Source organism: Rahnella sp. CFA14(1/10), from assembly GCF_004195095.1.
Classification (GTDB): domain Bacteria; phylum Pseudomonadota; class Gammaproteobacteria; order Enterobacterales; family Enterobacteriaceae; genus Rahnella; species Rahnella perminowiae.
The window spans coordinates 110,829-126,800 of record NZ_SEWS01000009.1 but is presented as its reverse complement, the minus strand read 5'-3'; the positions used below and the strand labels follow the sequence as shown (position 1 = coordinate 126,800).

Below are 15,972 nucleotides of genomic sequence, written 5' to 3'. Positions count from 1 at the left end.
TTAACTGTTTTTAATGGGATTATTCACAATATATTGGCTCCAATATCTTTCATTTTGTCTATCACTCGCTGCGTTTCTGCATCGGTTAATGTTAGTTGCGCAGCCATAAAAAAAAGAATATGCGGAGACATGGCGCGCGGTTCAGCCCCGCCAGTGTACTTCCGCCACTGACTGTTACTGGCAACGCCAGCCAAGTCAGCCATTTGCGCGCCAGTATAGCCAAGATCAGTTTTAAGCTTCTCCAGTTCTTCCGGGGTTGGCGGGGTGTACTCGTTTATCAGTCTCATTGCGTACCTGCTAAAAAGCCCCTTTCGGGGCCCTTGTTAAATGAATTTCACGATGATGGTAGTTACCGTCGCGACCGCACCAATCAAGCCTGTTGCGAGAGCTACCGGATACCACATTGTTTCCCGGTTAATCTTCGCCGTCTCTGCCATTAATTTGGCGATTTCGGCGTGGATTTTTTCAAGCTCTGCGGTGGTCATATCGTTTGTCATCTCGCTCATCCTTTCGGGGCTGGGCTGCGGCTTATCCGCTACCTCATGAAATAAAATATAGCCCCAATGGTGCTAATTGTCAATTAAATACTCCACTTAAGTTTCTTTTGTTGTTGATCAGGCACCTGAGATTTCCCCGGTTTTTAAACTTCACAATTTAAAATTATCGTGATTATACTGTATGCATGAGCAGTATTTATTAAGGGAATCTATGCCAAAGAATTCAGACATCAGAGAGGCATTTGTCAGGAGCATCACGCGAGATCATAAGCGCGGCCAGGTTGTGACAACGGGTCGATTCGTTTCAGAGTTAGCGAAGCTTAATCACTTCTGGTCCAAGCAGGAGGCGAACGACTGGATAGCGCGCTATCAAACATGCTTTCGTGATTACACAGATCATCACGGCGACGATAAGAGTTATTTCATGATGAATATGGGTTACGTGATATGAGGAGGGGTATGGGGCATCAGTGGGCATAGATATTTCACTGAGGTGCATTGTGGTGAACAGTGGTAGTAATACAATATTTATAAATTACTGAAAAAACATGGATGTGCATTAATGTGCATTGTTTGAAAAAATGGCTCAATACCGAATATACGTATTGAGCCTACAACTCAGTAGTCCTTGGGCATTTCTCTGCAGAGAGAATCATAAAGCCCGATGATCTTTGAAATCGATTGATGAATTTCAAATTCGTCCATTGCAAAAATAGTAGCCTGTGCATTCCCCTCATCTGCAACAGCTTGTTTCTGTATCAAAGCTAGCATCAACACACCAAAATCGGCTCGAAGCTGTTCGGGAAGATTCTCCTCTGGCCGGATATGACTCAGACTGAAAACGAAGGCATCACTAAGTCTTTGAGCTTGAGAACCAGGGCCAGCCAGAGTAAGAACTGCAGAGTGAAATTTTTCCCATCCGTAACTATATTGCATATTTTATATACCCAAAAAGATTTTAAACGGGACAGAAGAATGTTGCCTACAAGAGTTTTTTCTTCGCAAGACCTTCATAATTCTGCAGAGCTAGCAATTATAACTGCATGACATCAAAGGGGTTAACATTACGCATTTATTATGAATAAAACATGTATCTTGTTAAATTTATTAGATACCACGCAGGATTTAAAATCTATTCTGCAAGCTCCACCACATCCAAAAAAGCCTCCCCAAAACCATTTTCAACTATATGAAATGAAAGGAATTTATTTAACATTTAAAAGCATGCGTTTTGAAGTGGAAACGTGATTTATATATATGATTTTTAAGGTTTAAGTTGAGTTTTCGCATTGCTGCCGTACAGGCAGCTTAGAAAGTCAGTGTGTAACGATCAGGATTATCAGGCCGCTCTCGCGGCAGTGATTGATGGTTATCGCTCTGAACATGGCTTTGTCACGCTGGCGGCCCGTTATGCAGAAAACCTTGCTAACGGGCGTTTCCTCTGGCGTAACCGGATTGGCGCGCAAGGCATTGCCGTTCATGTTACGCATAATACGCAGTGCTGGGAATTTGAGGCGGACAAATTCAACCTGCGTCAGTTCAGCCAGCCAACCGGTGATCTGGCTGAACTGGCGGCTGTCATTGAGGAGGGGCTGAGTGCAGTGGCAACAGTGCCGTGGTTTTGAGGCGATGGCCAGGGGCAGGCCCAACGTTGCGGGCCCCCCGTTCATCCCGGCAGACTTCTTTCGGCTGATTCCTTGCGCCACATTGTCGGTGTCATCCCAAGCCGCTGGCGGAAGTGATGGCGCAGGGTTTCGGGTGATCCAAAACCGGCCTGTTCGGCGACGCGGTCAATGCTTAATGTGCCGTTTTCCAGCAGTGCGCAGGCTTTTTCCAGCCGCACGTTCAGCATCCATTCGCCCGGTGTGGTACCGGTCGCATCATGGAAACGGCGCAGAAAGGTGCGGCGGCTCATTCCGGCTTGCGCGGCGAGCTGATCAATCACCAGCGGCGTATTAAGGTGGCCGCGTAAGTCATCGAGCAACGGGGCGAGCGTTTTTGTCTGTTGCCGCGGTACCGGTTGGCGGATCAACTGAGCCTGATTGCCTTCGCGCAGCGGCGGAGTCACCATGCGGCGCGCCGTACGGTTAGCGACTTCAATACCATAATCACGACGGATCAGATGCAGACACACATCGACCCCCGCCGCACCTCCGGCAGAAGTAATGATGTTGCCTTCATCGACATAAATCATGCCATGCTCCACCTGCACGTCAGGGAATTTCTTCGCCAGTGCATCGGTGCTGTTCCAGTGCGCCGTCGCCCGTTTACCGTCCAGCAAACCCGCAGCGGCCAGCACGAAACTTCCTGCGCAGATCGACACAATTCGTGTCCCGTTATGGTGAGCCTTTTGCAGTGCAGCCATCAGCCGGTCAGAAGCCGGTTCATGTATGCTTCGCCAGCCGGGGATGACAATTGTGCCGGCGTCTTCCAGCAGTTCCAGCCCGCCGTCCACCATCAGCCGCACGCCGCCTTGTGCGCCGAAAGTTCCTTCTTCGACCGATGCGACGGATAACGCGTACAACGGTTCGCCGGTAAGTTCATCGGCACGTCCAAAGGCTTCGACGGCAATCCCGAACTCGAAAGTGCACAGACACTCATAAGCCAGCAATACCAGTCGCCGGTTGGGCGCAGCGGGATAACGCGGAGAACACATCAGTGGCAGATCAACTTTTTGCATAACAGGATAACCATCAGGTTGGCATAATCTTGACGATACATGGCACACAGGCAGATTTCTACTCTGCCGCCAATCTTCCATGCTAAGCCTCTCTTATCCCCGCAGGATTTAAGCATGAAAAACACACTCGCCCTGATGGCCGTTTGTCTGGCCGCCCTGATGTCGGGGCTGGAAATTTCCAGTGTCCCCGTCTTATCACCGGTACTCGAACGGGAACTGCATACCAGCTTCCGCGAGCTTCAGTGGATCATGAACGCTTATACGCTCGCCTGCACCACGGTACTGATGGCGATCGGTACGCTGGCAGACCGTTATGGTCGTAAGCGTGTTTTTATCATCAGTATTGCTGCGTTCGGACTGACCTCGCTGATGTGTGGTCTCGCGGGAAGCGCACAATGGCTTATCGCAGGCCGTTTTCTTCAGGGACTGAGCGGCGGTGCCATGCTGACCTGTCTGATTGCCATTCTTTCAACGCAGTTTCCGCAAGGGAAAGCGCGCAGTCAGGCGTTTGCCGCCTGGGGAATTACGTTTGGTTTCGGATTAGGCTTCGGCCCGATCATCGGCGGCTCGCTGGTCGCCTGGCTGAGCTGGCGATGGGTGTTTCTGGTTCACGTGTTTATCGCCGTCCTGACCCTGATACTGGCGCTGAAAAACGTGATGGAATCCCGTGATGAACAGGCCAAAAAACTGGATCTTGGCGGTCTGATAACCCTTTCGGTGACAGTTATGGGTGCGACCTTTCTCATTACTCAGGGCGGCAGCCTGGGCTGGAGCAGCGTCACAGCCGGTGTTGTTTTGCTGGCAACTGCCGTCAGCGCGGTCATGTTCATCCGGATTGAAAAATACCATCCACATCCGATGTTTGATTTTTCGGTCTTCCGCGTCCGGGCATTTTCTGGTGCGCTGATGGGATCGGTCGGGATGAATTTCAGCTTCTGGCCGTTGATGATTTACCTGCCCGTGTATTATCAGGGCGCGCTGGGTTATGGCAGTGTCGCCACCGGCACCGCATTGCTGGCTTATACGTTACCCACGTTGCTGATGCCGCCGCTCGGTGAAAAACTGACGGCACGTTTTGGCGCGTCACGCGTGATCCCGCTGGGATTATTCACCCTGGGCGCAGGGTTTATGCTGATGCAAATCGCGGTCCTTCATCACCTGAGCTTATTGCCGGGCGCGTTGCTGGCAGGTATCGCGCTGGGGCTGACCAATACGCCTGTCACCAATACCACAACCGGCTCCGTTGCGCCAAACCGTGCGGGAATGGCCTCGGGCATTGATATCAGTGCCCGGCTGATTACGCTGACGATTAACATTGCGCTGATGGGAATCCTGCTTGTGACGGGAATTACCGCCAGCCTGAAAGAATTAATGCCTGCTGAAAGGGATCTCTCTTTGCTGGCAGAGCGTATCGCAGGCGGATCAGTCATTGAAACCCTGCAAAGCGGGCAGGTTGCACAGGCGCTGACGCAAGGATTCGCCGGTATTCTGATCTATGGCGCGGCTGGCGTCTGGGTACTGGCGCTCCTCAGTTATTGGCTTTTTAACGACAAGGGGCGGCGTAAAACAGTGACTTGCGAGCCGTCCTGAGTTTACAAATCAGCGTTGCATATCATGCAGCGCATTTTTGCGTGATGCCTTCCATTTGCCTGAAAAATAATCACTTTCCCTGTGCATCTTCTGACTGAATATGGCGTGATAGCCCTGTGGAACGGGGATTCACGGAAAGAGTCGTGATGCAAAATGATAATTTGATTAAGTACGACAACTGGCGTACATTGGGGCCTCATGAGTTTCAGAGAGATCAAATGGAAGGTGATTGAATGTTTGAAGAATGGAAATATTGAATTTGAGGCAAGACGCGGGATTCAGCTTAAGAATTTGTTAAGTACGGGTGACATCTCGCCCTTTGAAGTGGCTGCCTTAATCGGCAGGGCATCCGGAGATAATTATCAGGTTCGCCCCTACCATTTTGACAGCAGTATTGATGTCCACATCATCACCGTCAGTAGTGCCGGAGTACCCTGGTACATCAAGTGGTATTTTACAGAGCCCACCAGTGTTTTTATCAGCGTTCATCATTAAGGAAGAATATGATTATTTATAAAGTCGGGGACGAGAAAAAGGCGATGTGTGGCGTGTGTGAGGCTTTTCGCATTGTCAGCTATCAGCTGCGCGATGTGCCGTTTGATGACGGCAGCGGTATGGTGAAAAATATCATCGCGGGCGTATGTAAAACCTGCGACAGCGTTGCGGTGATCCCTTATCAGTCTGTGCCTGCCATCAAAAAGCAGTTGCAGAGACAGCGCAAAGCGGTGGAAACCCGTGTGCCTGCGCACATGATTGATCTGTTAAATATGGCGAGTGCGGAGTTGGGGGCAACCCCTGATTTTGTGCCTTTACTGCTGAAGTATTACATTCATCAACTGGCATCAAATCCGGAAGCCGCCCTGCATCTGGTGACCTTGCTGACGTCAGAGCTGGCGACCGGTCTGGCTAATAAGCGCCTTTCCCTGAAAGGGCGGGAAATCGGTAATGATATTGAAAAGCTCAAAACCCTTTCCCAAATCGATAACACCACAGAATTACTTAAAGGTGTGGTGCTGATGATTCATCACGACCTTCTGATCAATCCGGATGCCCAACGCATCGCAGTGTTAAAGAGTTTTGTCGCCACCGTCGCCTGATATCCTTCCCCCCCGAAAAAATCCGATCCCGATCACATAAAGTTCCTGTTTCCCCTGCCGATAACTGTTCCAGATAATTCTCATTTGAAAAGGAACAACATGTTTAACCGTATGAAAGTGGTCACGGGCATCGTGATCTTACTGGTGGTCTTCGGTGCTTTACAGTTGGTATCCGGCGGCCTGTTCTTTAAATCGTTAAAGACTGACAAAGATAATTTCACCACTTCTCAGCAAATCCGTTTACAGCAGGCAGAGTTTAATGCCAGCTGGATTTATCTCCTGCAAACCCGTAACACCCTCAACCGCGCGGGTATCCGTTTTATGCTCGACGCAAACCAGATGGGCAGCGGTGCAACGGTCAAAGAACTGACGGATACCGCGACCAAAGATCTGCAAATCGCTGAGCAGCACTTTGCCAATTATCAAAAAATCCCGGTCGATGCCAGCCAGAATCCGCAATTTGCCGCCGATGCCAAAAAGCAATATCAGGTGCTGCATGATGCGCTTTCGGAACTGATTGAGCTGATTGGTCTGGGGCGTATTAATGACTTCTTCGAACAACCGACGCAGCAGTATCAGGACAACTTCGAAAAAGCGTTCGTCACCTATATCGATCAGAACGACCGTTTGTATAACGATGCGGTGAAGGTCAGTGAGAACTCCTTCACGCATGCTCTGTGGATGCTGGGCACTGTGTTGATTGTGCTGGCAATTTTCATCCTGCTTGCCTGGATTGGCGTGCAACGCATCCTGATCCATCCGCTGAAAAATATCGTCGATACCATACGTAAAATTGCAACCGGTGATCTGACGCACGAAATAGTCGTGAAAAGCCGTAATGAAATCGGCCAGCTTGCCGATAGTCTCAAGTACATGCAGGACGAACTGATCCGCACGGTCTCTGGCGTACGTCACGGCGCTGATGCCATTTACAGCGGCGCAAGCGAAATCTCCGCAGGCAACAGCGATTTATCGTCACGTACGGAACAGCAGGCGTCTGCGCTGGAAGAAACCGCTGCCAGCATGGAACAACTGACCGCGACCGTGAAACAGAACGCGGAAAACGCCCGTCAGGCCAGCCAGCTGGCACTGAGCGCGTCCGAAACCGCACAGAAGGGCGGGAAAGTGGTGGCAAACGTGGTCGATACCATGAATGACATCGCCAGCAGCTCGAAAAAGATCACTGACATTACCGGTGTGATCGACGGGATTGCTTTCCAGACCAACATTCTGGCGTTGAACGCCGCCGTTGAAGCGGCGCGTGCGGGCGAGCAGGGCCGCGGATTTGCGGTTGTGGCCGGTGAAGTCCGTACCCTGGCGCAGCGTAGCGCGCAGGCAGCAAAAGAAATTAAAGGGCTGATTGATGATTCTGTCAGCCGCATTAATACCGGTTCAGTGCTGGCGGAAAGTGCCGGCGAAACCATGCATGACATGGTGAATGCCGTCACTCGTGTGACTGACATTATGGGCGAAATCACCTCGGCATCCGATGAACAAAGCCGCGGGATTGAGCAGGTCGCACAGGCTATCACTGAAATGGATCGGGTGACGCAGCAGAACGCTTCACTGGTTGAAGAGTCCGCGTCCGCTTCGGCGGCGCTGGAAGAGCAGGCGAGCCTGCTGACGCAATCAGTGGCCGTGTTTACGCTGAGTCAGACCACAAATAACAACGTGCGCCAGAACCCGGCTTCTTCGGGCAGACTGCCTCTGTTGACTCCGAACCTGTCAGGTTCTAAGGCCGGTAACGGTGGAGCGCAGGGGGCAGATTTAACCGAAAACTGGGAAACTTTCTAAGTACGTATATGACATCGCAACCCGAAATAATCAGGTTTGCCGTTAACGCAAATGCAGACCTGAGTATGCAGGGTATAAGAATAAAGGTGCCGGTCTGGGCTGGCACCTAATGAGGTTATCCATGTTTAAGCACATCCGTGTGTCCACCTGCATGTTTTTGTTATTGATAGTGTTCTTTGTTATGCAACTGGTTAACAGCGGGTTATCGCTGCACGCCGCCCACACGGATAAATTGAATTTTGAGCAGATATCCAACACCGCTGAACAGCGTGATGCGCTCAGCCAGTCCTGGTCATATCTGTTGCAGACCCGTAATACCCTTAACCGCGCGGCAACGCGTCTGGCGCTGAAACAGCCCCAGGAAAATATCACTCAGCTGATGTCAGATGCCAAAGCCAGCCTGAAAAAAGCAGAAGAGGCTTACGCTGCGTTTCCGGCACTGCCACGCAGAACAGAAAAAGCCGTTGCGCTGACCGCCGTGAACAAAGCGAGCTATCAGCAACTGCACGATATGTTGCAGACACTGACTGATCTGCTGTCCGCCGGCGACATGAATGGTTTTCTGAACGGTCCGGCGCAAAAGTACCAGGATCAGTTCCAGAAAGATGTGGGTGATTACACCGATTACGTCGGCGCCCGCTTCCGTGAAGCGCAAATGCAAACGGCGGCGTCTTACCAGAATGTCATGATCAACACCTCCGTCGTACTGGTGCTGCTGATTGCCCTGACGGCACTGGCGCTGGTTGTGACCCGCCGCATTCTGTTTACACCGCTGACCATTATGCGCGGACATTTCGACCGCATCGGAGCCGGTGATATTTCATCCCCCATCATTGCGCAAGGGCGTTACGAAATTAAAGTCATGCTGGAAAGCCTGCAACAGATGCAAACGTCGCTGGCAGAAACCGTGCGTACCGTGCGTCATGGCGCGGACACCATGTTCTCCGGCCTGAAAGGGATTGCGGCGGGCAACACCGATTTATCTTCACGCACTGAACAGCAGGCGTCGGCGCTGGAAGAAACCGCAGCGAGCATGGAACAGCTGACCGCCACCGTGAAACAGAATGCCGAAAATGCCCGGCAGGCCTCGCAGCTGGCGCGTGATGCGTCGAATACGGCTGAAAAGGGCGGTGAACTGACCAGCAATGTGGTGAAAACCATGAATGACATCGCTGGCAGTTCGAAGAAAATCAGTGCGATCACCAGCGTCATTGATGGCATTGCATTCCAGACCAACATACTGGCCCTGAACGCCGCAGTCGAAGCGGCACGTGCCGGTGAACAGGGGCGTGGATTTGCGGTCGTGGCCGGCGAGGTGCGGAGTCTGGCACAGCGCAGCGCACAGGCGGCGAAAGAAATTAAAGCGCTGATAGATGAATCTGTCAGCCGCGTCAGTCAGGGTTCCCAACTGGTGGAATCTGCCGGAAATACCATGGATGACATTGTTCGGGCTGTTACCCGCGTCACCGACATTATGGGTGAAATCGCTTCGGCGTCTGATGAACAAAGTCGCGGTATCGAACAGGTATCGATTGCCGTAACTCAAATGGATCAGGTGACACAGCAAAACGCCACACTGGTTCAGCAGGCCGCTTCTTCCACACATGCGCTGGAAATCGAGTCTGAAAATCTGACCCGTGCGGTATCAGTATTCCGACTGTCCTCCGCGGACAGTGCCTTACGCCGCAGCGGACAGGCTCCGGGCTTTACGCCCCGCCAGGTGGCACAGCCTGCGTTACTTCCGACCACCGCACGTGCGGCATCGGCAGATAACTGGGAAACCTTCTGACATCGGATGAAGAGTGAATTGGGTACCCGTTACACCACCTGTCCATTTAATGGAGCTGCACCATGAATCAACCAGGCTCGCCAATGAGTGCTGATAACACCTCGATCATGGCACAGATGATCCAGCGTTTACCGCTGTCTGATACCCATTTCCGCCGGATCAGCGAGCTGATTTATCAGCGCGCGGGTATTGTGCTGGCGGATCACAAACGCGAAATGGTCTACAACCGCCTGGTACGGCGGTTGCGGATACTCGGGCTGAATGATTTCACCAGCTATATGGCACTGCTGGAAAACGACAGCAACAGCCCGGAATGGCAGGCGTTTATCAACGCACTGACCACCAATCTGACGGCATTTTTCCGCGAAGCGCATCACTTCCCGATCCTGGCGGAACATGCCCGTTCGCGTCCGAATAATTACAGCGTCTGGAGTACGGCGGCCTCAACGGGCGAAGAACCGTATTCCATCGCCATGACGCTGAGTGAAGCGCTGGGGCCGAAAATGGCAAGCTGCCGTATTCAGGCCAGTGATATTGACACGCAGGTGCTGGAAAAAGCCACCGCCGGGGTTTACCGCCTCGAAGAGCTGCGAACCCTCAGCCCGCAGCAGTTACAGAAATTTTTCCTCAAAGGCACAGGCCCGCACAGCGGCCTGGTGCGTGTGCGCCCTGAACTGGCGCAGATGGTGGCTTTCCAGCAGCTGAATCTGCTGGCAAACCAGTGGCAGCTTAACGGTCCGTTTGATGCAATTTTCTGCCGCAATGTGATGATTTATTTCGATAAAGAAACGCAGGAGAAAATTTTACGCCGATTTGTTCCGTTACTTAAACCGGGGGGCCTGATGTTTGCCGGACACTCCGAAAACTTCAGCCAAATCAGCCGGGAATTTTATTTGCGCGGTCAGACTGTCTATGGCCTCGCCAAGGAGAGGTAATGAATAAAATCAGAGTGTTGAGCGTCGATGACTCGGCGTTAATGCGTCAGCTGATGACTGAAATCATCAACAGCCATCCGGATATGGAAATGGTGGCGACCGCCCCCGATCCGCTGGTGGCGCGTGATCTCATTAAAAAATTCAACCCGGACGTGCTGACGCTGGATGTTGAAATGCCGCGCATGGACGGCCTGGATTTCCTGGAAAAGCTGATGCGTCTGCGCCCGATGCCGGTGGTGATGGTGTCTTCACTGACCGGTAAAGGCTCGGAAATTACCTTGCGTGCACTGGAACTTGGCGCGATTGACTTTGTGACCAAACCGCAACTGGGGATCCGCGAAGGCATGCTGGCCTACAGCGAGATGATTGCCGATAAAATCCGTACCGCCTCCAAAGCGCGTCTGAACAAAAGCGTCAATCTTGATCAGCCGCGCATTCTCAGCCATACACCGCTGCTGAGCAGTGAAAAGCTGATTGCCATCGGCTCATCGACGGGCGGTACAGAAGCTATCCGTCACGTGCTGCAGCCGCTGCCGCCGACCTGTCCGGCGCTGATGATCACTCAGCATATGCCACCGGGTTTCACCCGTTCTTTCGCCGATCGTCTGAACAAGTTATGTCAGATTACGGTGAAAGAAGCCGAAGACGGTGAACGTGTTCTGCCGGGCCATGCCTATATCGCACCCGGTGACAGACACATGGAACTGGCGCGCAGTGGCGCTAACTATCAGGTTAAGTTGAACGACGGTCCGGCGGTGAACCGCCATCGTCCGTCGGTCGACGTTTTATTCCGTTCGGTGGCACAGTTTGCCGGACGCAATGCCGTCGGGGTGATCCTGACGGGAATGGGCAATGACGGCGCCGCCGGCATGCTTGAGATGCACCGCGCCGGGGCTTACACCCTTGCACAAAACGAAGCCAGTTGTGTGGTATTTGGTATGCCTCGTGAGGCTATCGCCACGGGTGGCGTAAACGAAGTGGTGGATCTGAGCCAAATCAGCCAGCGGATGCTGGCGCAAATATCAGCCGGTCAGGCATTACGTATTTAATTTTTCAGCCTTGTGCTGGGTAGCAAACCTTAGGAGTAGATAAAACATGGCCGATCCAAATCTGAGATTTCTGGTAGTAGACGATTTCTCTACCATGCGTCGTATCGTGCGCAACCTGCTAAAAGAGCTGGGCTTCAACAATGTTGAAGAAGCGGAAGACGGTGTTGATGCACTGAACAAACTGCGCGCCGGGGGTTTTGACTTTGTGGTATCCGACTGGAACATGCCCAACATGGACGGTCTGGATTTGCTGAAAACCATCCGTGCTGACGGTGCGCTGTCCAAACTGCCGGTGCTGATGGTGACCGCAGAAGCGAAGAAAGAAAACATCGTTGCCGCCGCACAGGCCGGGGCCAGTGGTTATGTGGTTAAACCCTTTACCGCCGCCACGCTGGAAGAAAAACTGGGCAAAATCTTCGAAAAACTGGGCATGTAGGAGTCCGTATATGGCAGAGATACCAATGCCTGCAAATGATGCAGCAACCGCGGGCGATATTATCGCCCGCATTGGGCAACTGACCCGTATGTTGCGTGACAGCATGCGTGAACTTGGCCTGGATCAGGCCATTGCTCAGGCAGCCGAAGCGATCCCGGATGCCCGCGATCGTCTCGATTATGTGGTCACCATGACCGCTCAGGCGGCTGAACGTGCCCTGAACTGTGTGGAGGCCGCGCAGCCGCGCCAGAATAAACTTGAATCTGCCGCGAAGAAACTCGATAAGCGTTGGGATGAATGGTTTGAAAATCCGATTGAACTCTCGGATGCCCGCGAGCTGGTCACTGACACCCGCAGCTATCTGAAAGAAATCCCTGAGCACACCAGTTTCACCAACGCTCAGCTGATGGAAATCATGATGGCGCAGGACTTCCAGGATCTGACCGGTCAGGTGATCAAACGTATGATGACCGTGGTACAGGAAATCGAAAATCAGCTGTTAATGGTGCTGATGGAAAATATTCCTGAACAACAGGTTAAAGCGAAACGTGAAAACGACAGCCTGCTGAACGGCCCGCAACTTGATTCCAACGGTGTCGGTGTGGTGGCCTCACAAGAACAGGTAGACGATCTGCTGGACTCATTAGGTTTTTAATGTGTCTGCCAGTCCGCCATAAACACCCTTCCGTATCGCACTGAGGGGTGTTTTCCTTATCTGGAATTTTTTTACATAAATTCATCTGCTGAATAGCCGCCATTTTCCCTCTCTAATTCACCCATCAGACTGCGCCGCTTTTGTCATGCTATCCCTGCGTCATTGAATCTGTGCCCGTGGTGTTTTACATGCCGGGTAAACCCTGACAGGAACCGCCGGTGGCTGAAGAAAGCGATCTCGAAAAAACAGAAGCTCCCACATCGCACCGGCTTGAAAAAGCGCGTGAAGAAGGGCAGATACCGCGCTCGCGCGAACTGACCTCCATTTTGATGCTGGGGGGCGGCTTAACGCTGTTGTGGATGTCCGGTGAGTCTATGGCACGGCAACTTGGCGTGATGATTTCGCAAGGTCTCAAGTTTGATCACGGCATGGTCAGCGATGACCGGCAGGTGTTACAGCAGATGGCGACGCTGCTGGGGCGCGCGGTCTGGGCGTTACTGCCGGTGATCGGCGGCCTGATTTTGATCGCACTCGCTGCGCCGCTGTTACTCGGCGGCCTGATGTTCAGCGGCAAATCTTTTGCGCCCAAGTTCAGCCGTATGGATCCGATTGCCGGATTTAAGCGTTTATTTTCCGCTCAGGTACTGGCGGAGTTGCTGAAAGCTATCCTGAAGGCGTTGCTGGTCGGTACCGTCGCCGGGATTTATCTGTGGCATAAATGGCCGGACATGATGAGGCTGATGGCACAACCGACCATTCCGGCACTCGGTGAAGCGCTGAATATGGTGGTGTTTTGCGGCCTGATGGTGGTGCTTGGATTAACGCCGATGGTCGGTTTTGACGTGTTCTGGCAGATCTGGAGCAACCTGAAAAAGCTGCGCATGAGCAAGCAGGATATCCGCGACGAGCATAAAAGTCAGGAAGGTGACCCGCATGTCAAAGGACGTATCCGCCAGCAGCAACGTGCGATGGCCAAGCGTCGTATGATGGCAGATGTGCCAAAAGCGGATGTCATCGTAACCAACCCGACACATTACGCTGTGGCACTGCAATACAGTGAAAATAAAATGAGTGCACCGAAAGTCCTGGCGAAAGGCGCAGGGGAAGTGGCACTGCGCATCAGGGAACTCGGTGCCGAACATAAAATTCCGATGCTGGAGGCACCGCCTCTGGCGCGTGCGCTTTACCGGCACAGTGAAATTGGTCAGCAAATTCCGGCGACGCTCTATGCCGCCGTGGCTGAAGTTCTGGCCTGGGTGTATCAGCTGAAACGCTGGAAGCGTGAAGGCGGACTGATCCCGAAAAAACCTCAACATTTGCCGGTCCCTGAGGGGCTGGATTTTGCAGCAGGAGAGAGTGATACCCATGGCTAATCTGGCCGAGATACTGCGTTTACCCGCCAACTTTAAGTCCGGACAATGGCAGGTACTGGCAGGACCCATTCTTATCCTGATCATCCTGTCGATGATGGTGCTGCCGTTGCCGCCATTCATCCTTGATCTGCTGTTCACCTTTAACATTGCGCTGTCCATCATGGTGTTGCTGGTGGCGATGTTTACCCAGCGCACGCTGGATTTCGCGGCATTTCCCACCATTTTGCTGTTTTCAACGTTATTACGTCTGTCGCTGAACGTTGCCTCAACCCGTGTGATCCTGCTGGAAGGGCACACCGGCGGCGCGGCAGCGGGCCGGGTGATTGAAGCCTTCGGCCACTTCCTGGTCGGCGGTAACTTCGCCATCGGTATTGTGGTGTTTATCATCCTGGTGCTGATCAACTTTATGGTTATTACCAAAGGTGCCGGGCGTATTGCTGAAGTCGGTGCGCGTTTCGTGCTCGACGGTATGCCAGGTAAACAGATGGCGATTGACGCGGATCTGAACGCCGGTCTGATTGGCGAAGATGAAGCGAAAAAACGCCGCAGCGAAGTGACGCAGGAAGCCGACTTCTACGGTTCAATGGACGGTGCGAGTAAATTTGTGCGAGGTGACGCGGTTGCCGGTCTGATGATCATGATCATCAACGTCGTCGGCGGCCTGCTGGTCGGTGTATTGCAACACGGGATGGATCTTGGCCATGCGGCTGAAAGTTATACCCTGCTGACCATCGGTGACGGCCTGGTCGCACAGATCCCTGCGCTGGTTATCTCCACGGCGGCCGGTGTTATCGTCACCCGCGTCGGCACCAACGAAGACGTGGGCGAGCAGATGGTTACCCAGCTGTTCCGCAATCCGCGCGTCATGATGCTGAGTGCCGGTGTTCTGGGTTTGCTCGGTATGGTGCCCGGCATGCCAAACTTCGTTTTCCTGATGTTCACCGCCGGGTTGTTGGCGCTGGCATGGTGGACTCGCGGTCAGGAGCAGAAAAAACCATCCGCTGCAGAGACCGCACCAGCCGTGGCAGACAGCGGTAAACAAATGGTAGAAGCCAGCTGGCAGGACGTTCAGCTTGAAGATCCGCTGGGTATGGAAGTGGGCTACCGTCTGATCCCGATGGTGGACTTTGCCCAAAACGGCGAGCTGCTGGGGCGTATCCGCAGTATCCGCAAAAAATTCGCGCAGGAGATGGGCTATCTGCCGCCGGTGATTCATATCCGCGATAACCTCGAACTGCCGCCGGCGGGCTACCGTATTCTGATGAAAGGTGTGGAAATCGGCACCGGTACGGCGCATCCCGGCCGCTGGATGGCGATCAACCCGGGCAGCGCGATAGGCGAACTGCCGGGCGAACCGACGGTTGATCCGGCATTCGGGCTGGCGGCGTTCTGGATTGAACCGGCTATGCGCGAGCAGGCACAAATTCAGGGCTATACCGTGGTGGAAGCCAGTACCGTCGTCGCCACACACCTGAACCACCTGATCAGTTTGCACGCCAAAGAACTGTTTGGCCGTCAGGAAACGCAGGAGCTGATGGAGCGCGTCACCAAAGAAATGCCGAAGCTGACGGATGATTTCATTCCGGGCATCATTTCGCTGACCAACATGCACAAAGTGTTGCAGAACCTGTTATCTGAACGCGTTTCGATCCGCGATATGCGCACCATCGTTGAAACACTGGCGGAATACGCGCCGAACCAGCCGGATCCTAACGAACTGACCTCCGTGGTGCGTGTTGCGCTCGGCAGGGCTATCACGCAGCAATGGTTCCCGGGCAATGGCGAAGTGCAGGTTATCGGGCTGGATACCTCCCTGGAACGCCTGTTATTACAGGCGCTGCAAAGCGGTGGTGGTCTGGAACCCGGTCTGGCTGACCGCCTGCTGACCCAGTCCGAGGCCGCATTACAGCGTCAGGATATGCTCAGCGCGCCGCCGGTTCTGCTGGTGAATCACGCGCTGCGTCCGCTGCTGTCCCGTTTCCTGCGCCGTTCACTGCCAAATATCGTCGTGATGTCGAATCTGGAAATGACCGACAGCCGCCAGATTCGCATGACGGCCACCATCGGCGGTGAATAA

General features: G+C 53.2%; 15 protein-coding genes and 1 pseudogene. 12 read left to right on the top strand and 4 right to left on the bottom strand.

The features are described 5' to 3' along the window. Positions 1 to 23: 23 nt before the first annotated feature. The 3 genes from EVX52_RS18325 to EVX52_RS18320 form a co-directional block, all read right to left on the bottom strand. A complete protein-coding gene (locus EVX52_RS18325; RefSeq protein WP_129991820.1) occupies positions 24 to 287 on the bottom strand; it encodes an XRE family transcriptional regulator in 264 nt (87 codons plus the stop codon). A gap of 36 nt (positions 288 to 323) precedes the next feature. Next, on the bottom strand, positions 324 to 497 hold the full coding sequence (locus tag EVX52_RS25330) for a hypothetical protein (RefSeq protein WP_165385186.1): 174 nt from the start codon (positions 495 to 497) through the stop codon (positions 324 to 326). A 618-nt stretch (positions 498 to 1,115) separates the two neighbouring features. After that, on the bottom strand, positions 1,116 to 1,433 hold the full coding sequence (locus tag EVX52_RS18320; protein ID WP_129991819.1) for a hypothetical protein: 318 nt from the start codon (positions 1,431 to 1,433) through the stop codon (positions 1,116 to 1,118). A 380-nt stretch (positions 1,434 to 1,813) separates the two neighbouring features. On the opposite strand from EVX52_RS18320, the pseudogene EVX52_RS18315 reads away from it, so the two are divergent. After that, positions 1,814 to 2,095: pseudogene (locus EVX52_RS18315) on the top strand (type I-F CRISPR-associated protein Cas7f/Csy3); the annotation flags it as partial. A gap of 68 nt (positions 2,096 to 2,163) precedes the next feature. Here the strand turns inward: EVX52_RS18315 and EVX52_RS18310 are convergent. Continuing rightward, a complete protein-coding gene (locus EVX52_RS18310) occupies positions 2,164 to 3,177 on the bottom strand; it encodes a helix-turn-helix domain-containing protein (RefSeq protein WP_129952745.1) in 1,014 nt (337 codons plus the stop codon). A 114-nt stretch (positions 3,178 to 3,291) separates the two neighbouring features. On the opposite strand from EVX52_RS18310, the gene EVX52_RS18305 reads away from it, so the two are divergent. From EVX52_RS18305 to flhA, 11 genes are all read left to right on the top strand, one after another. After that, on the top strand, positions 3,292 to 4,767 hold the full coding sequence (locus EVX52_RS18305) for an MFS transporter (protein ID WP_129952746.1): 1,476 nt from the start codon (positions 3,292 to 3,294) through the stop codon (positions 4,765 to 4,767). A gap of 198 nt (positions 4,768 to 4,965) precedes the next feature. Continuing rightward, complete coding sequence (locus EVX52_RS18300) at positions 4,966 to 5,262, top strand: hypothetical protein (protein WP_037034842.1); 297 nt, start codon at positions 4,966 to 4,968, stop codon at positions 5,260 to 5,262. An 8-nt stretch (positions 5,263 to 5,270) separates the two neighbouring features. Continuing rightward, positions 5,271 to 5,864 (top strand): hypothetical protein, encoded by a 594-nt coding sequence (locus EVX52_RS18295; protein ID WP_129952747.1) that lies wholly within the window; start codon positions 5,271 to 5,273, stop codon positions 5,862 to 5,864. Positions 5,865 to 5,963: 99 nt separating this feature from the next. Beyond that, a complete protein-coding gene (locus tag EVX52_RS18290; protein WP_129991818.1) occupies positions 5,964 to 7,658 on the top strand; it encodes a methyl-accepting chemotaxis protein in 1,695 nt (564 codons plus the stop codon). A 121-nt stretch (positions 7,659 to 7,779) separates the two neighbouring features. Then, entirely contained in the window at positions 7,780 to 9,447 is a 1,668-nt protein-coding gene (locus EVX52_RS18285) for a methyl-accepting chemotaxis protein (protein ID WP_129991817.1), read from the top strand. Positions 9,448 to 9,509: 62 nt separating this feature from the next. Beyond that, positions 9,510 to 10,382: a protein-glutamate O-methyltransferase CheR gene (cheR, locus tag EVX52_RS18280; protein ID WP_129952750.1), complete on the top strand. Its 873-nt coding sequence runs from the start codon at positions 9,510 to 9,512 to the stop codon at positions 10,380 to 10,382. Continuing rightward, positions 10,382 to 11,431, top strand: coding sequence for a chemotaxis response regulator protein-glutamate methylesterase (locus EVX52_RS18275; RefSeq protein WP_129952751.1), 1,050 nt, complete (start codon positions 10,382 to 10,384; stop codon positions 11,429 to 11,431). The genes cheR and EVX52_RS18275 overlap by 1 nt, the downstream gene beginning before the upstream one ends. 46 nt (positions 11,432 to 11,477) lie before the next feature. Beyond that, a complete protein-coding gene (gene cheY, locus EVX52_RS18270) occupies positions 11,478 to 11,867 on the top strand; it encodes a chemotaxis response regulator CheY (protein WP_095922326.1) in 390 nt (129 codons plus the stop codon). Between the two features lie 10 nt (positions 11,868 to 11,877). Beyond that, complete coding sequence (cheZ, locus tag EVX52_RS18265; protein WP_129952752.1) at positions 11,878 to 12,522, top strand: protein phosphatase CheZ; 645 nt, start codon at positions 11,878 to 11,880, stop codon at positions 12,520 to 12,522. A 218-nt stretch (positions 12,523 to 12,740) separates the two neighbouring features. Then, on the top strand, positions 12,741 to 13,895 hold the full coding sequence (flhB, locus tag EVX52_RS18260; RefSeq protein ID WP_129952753.1) for a flagellar biosynthesis protein FlhB: 1,155 nt from the start codon (positions 12,741 to 12,743) through the stop codon (positions 13,893 to 13,895). Beyond that, positions 13,888 to 15,972, top strand: coding sequence for a flagellar biosynthesis protein FlhA (gene flhA / locus EVX52_RS18255; protein WP_129991816.1), 2,085 nt, complete (start codon positions 13,888 to 13,890; stop codon positions 15,970 to 15,972). The genes flhB and flhA overlap by 8 nt, the downstream gene beginning before the upstream one ends.

Coding starts and splice junctions, on each gene's coding strand:
- EVX52_RS18325 (WP_129991820.1), bottom strand. CDS start 287: ATGAGACTGATAAACGAGTACACCCCGCCAACCCCGGAAGAACTGGAG.
- EVX52_RS25330 (WP_165385186.1), bottom strand. CDS start 497: ATGACAAACGATATGACCACCGCAGAGCTTGAAAAAATCCACGCCGAA.
- EVX52_RS18320 (WP_129991819.1), bottom strand. CDS start 1,433: ATGCAATATAGTTACGGATGGGAAAAATTTCACTCTGCAGTTCTTACT.
- EVX52_RS18310 (WP_129952745.1), bottom strand. CDS start 3,177: ATGCAAAAAGTTGATCTGCCACTGATGTGTTCTCCGCGTTATCCCGCT.
- EVX52_RS18305 (WP_129952746.1), top strand. CDS start 3,292: ATGAAAAACACACTCGCCCTGATGGCCGTTTGTCTGGCCGCCCTGATG.
- EVX52_RS18300 (WP_037034842.1), top strand. CDS start 4,966: ATGAGTTTCAGAGAGATCAAATGGAAGGTGATTGAATGTTTGAAGAAT.
- EVX52_RS18295 (WP_129952747.1), top strand. CDS start 5,271: ATGATTATTTATAAAGTCGGGGACGAGAAAAAGGCGATGTGTGGCGTG.
- EVX52_RS18290 (WP_129991818.1), top strand. CDS start 5,964: ATGTTTAACCGTATGAAAGTGGTCACGGGCATCGTGATCTTACTGGTG.
- EVX52_RS18285 (WP_129991817.1), top strand. CDS start 7,780: ATGTTTAAGCACATCCGTGTGTCCACCTGCATGTTTTTGTTATTGATA.
- cheR (WP_129952750.1), top strand. CDS start 9,510: ATGAATCAACCAGGCTCGCCAATGAGTGCTGATAACACCTCGATCATG.
- EVX52_RS18275 (WP_129952751.1), top strand. CDS start 10,382: ATGAATAAAATCAGAGTGTTGAGCGTCGATGACTCGGCGTTAATGCGT.
- cheY (WP_095922326.1), top strand. CDS start 11,478: ATGGCCGATCCAAATCTGAGATTTCTGGTAGTAGACGATTTCTCTACC.
- cheZ (WP_129952752.1), top strand. CDS start 11,878: ATGGCAGAGATACCAATGCCTGCAAATGATGCAGCAACCGCGGGCGAT.
- flhA (WP_129991816.1), top strand. CDS start 13,888: ATGGCTAATCTGGCCGAGATACTGCGTTTACCCGCCAACTTTAAGTCC.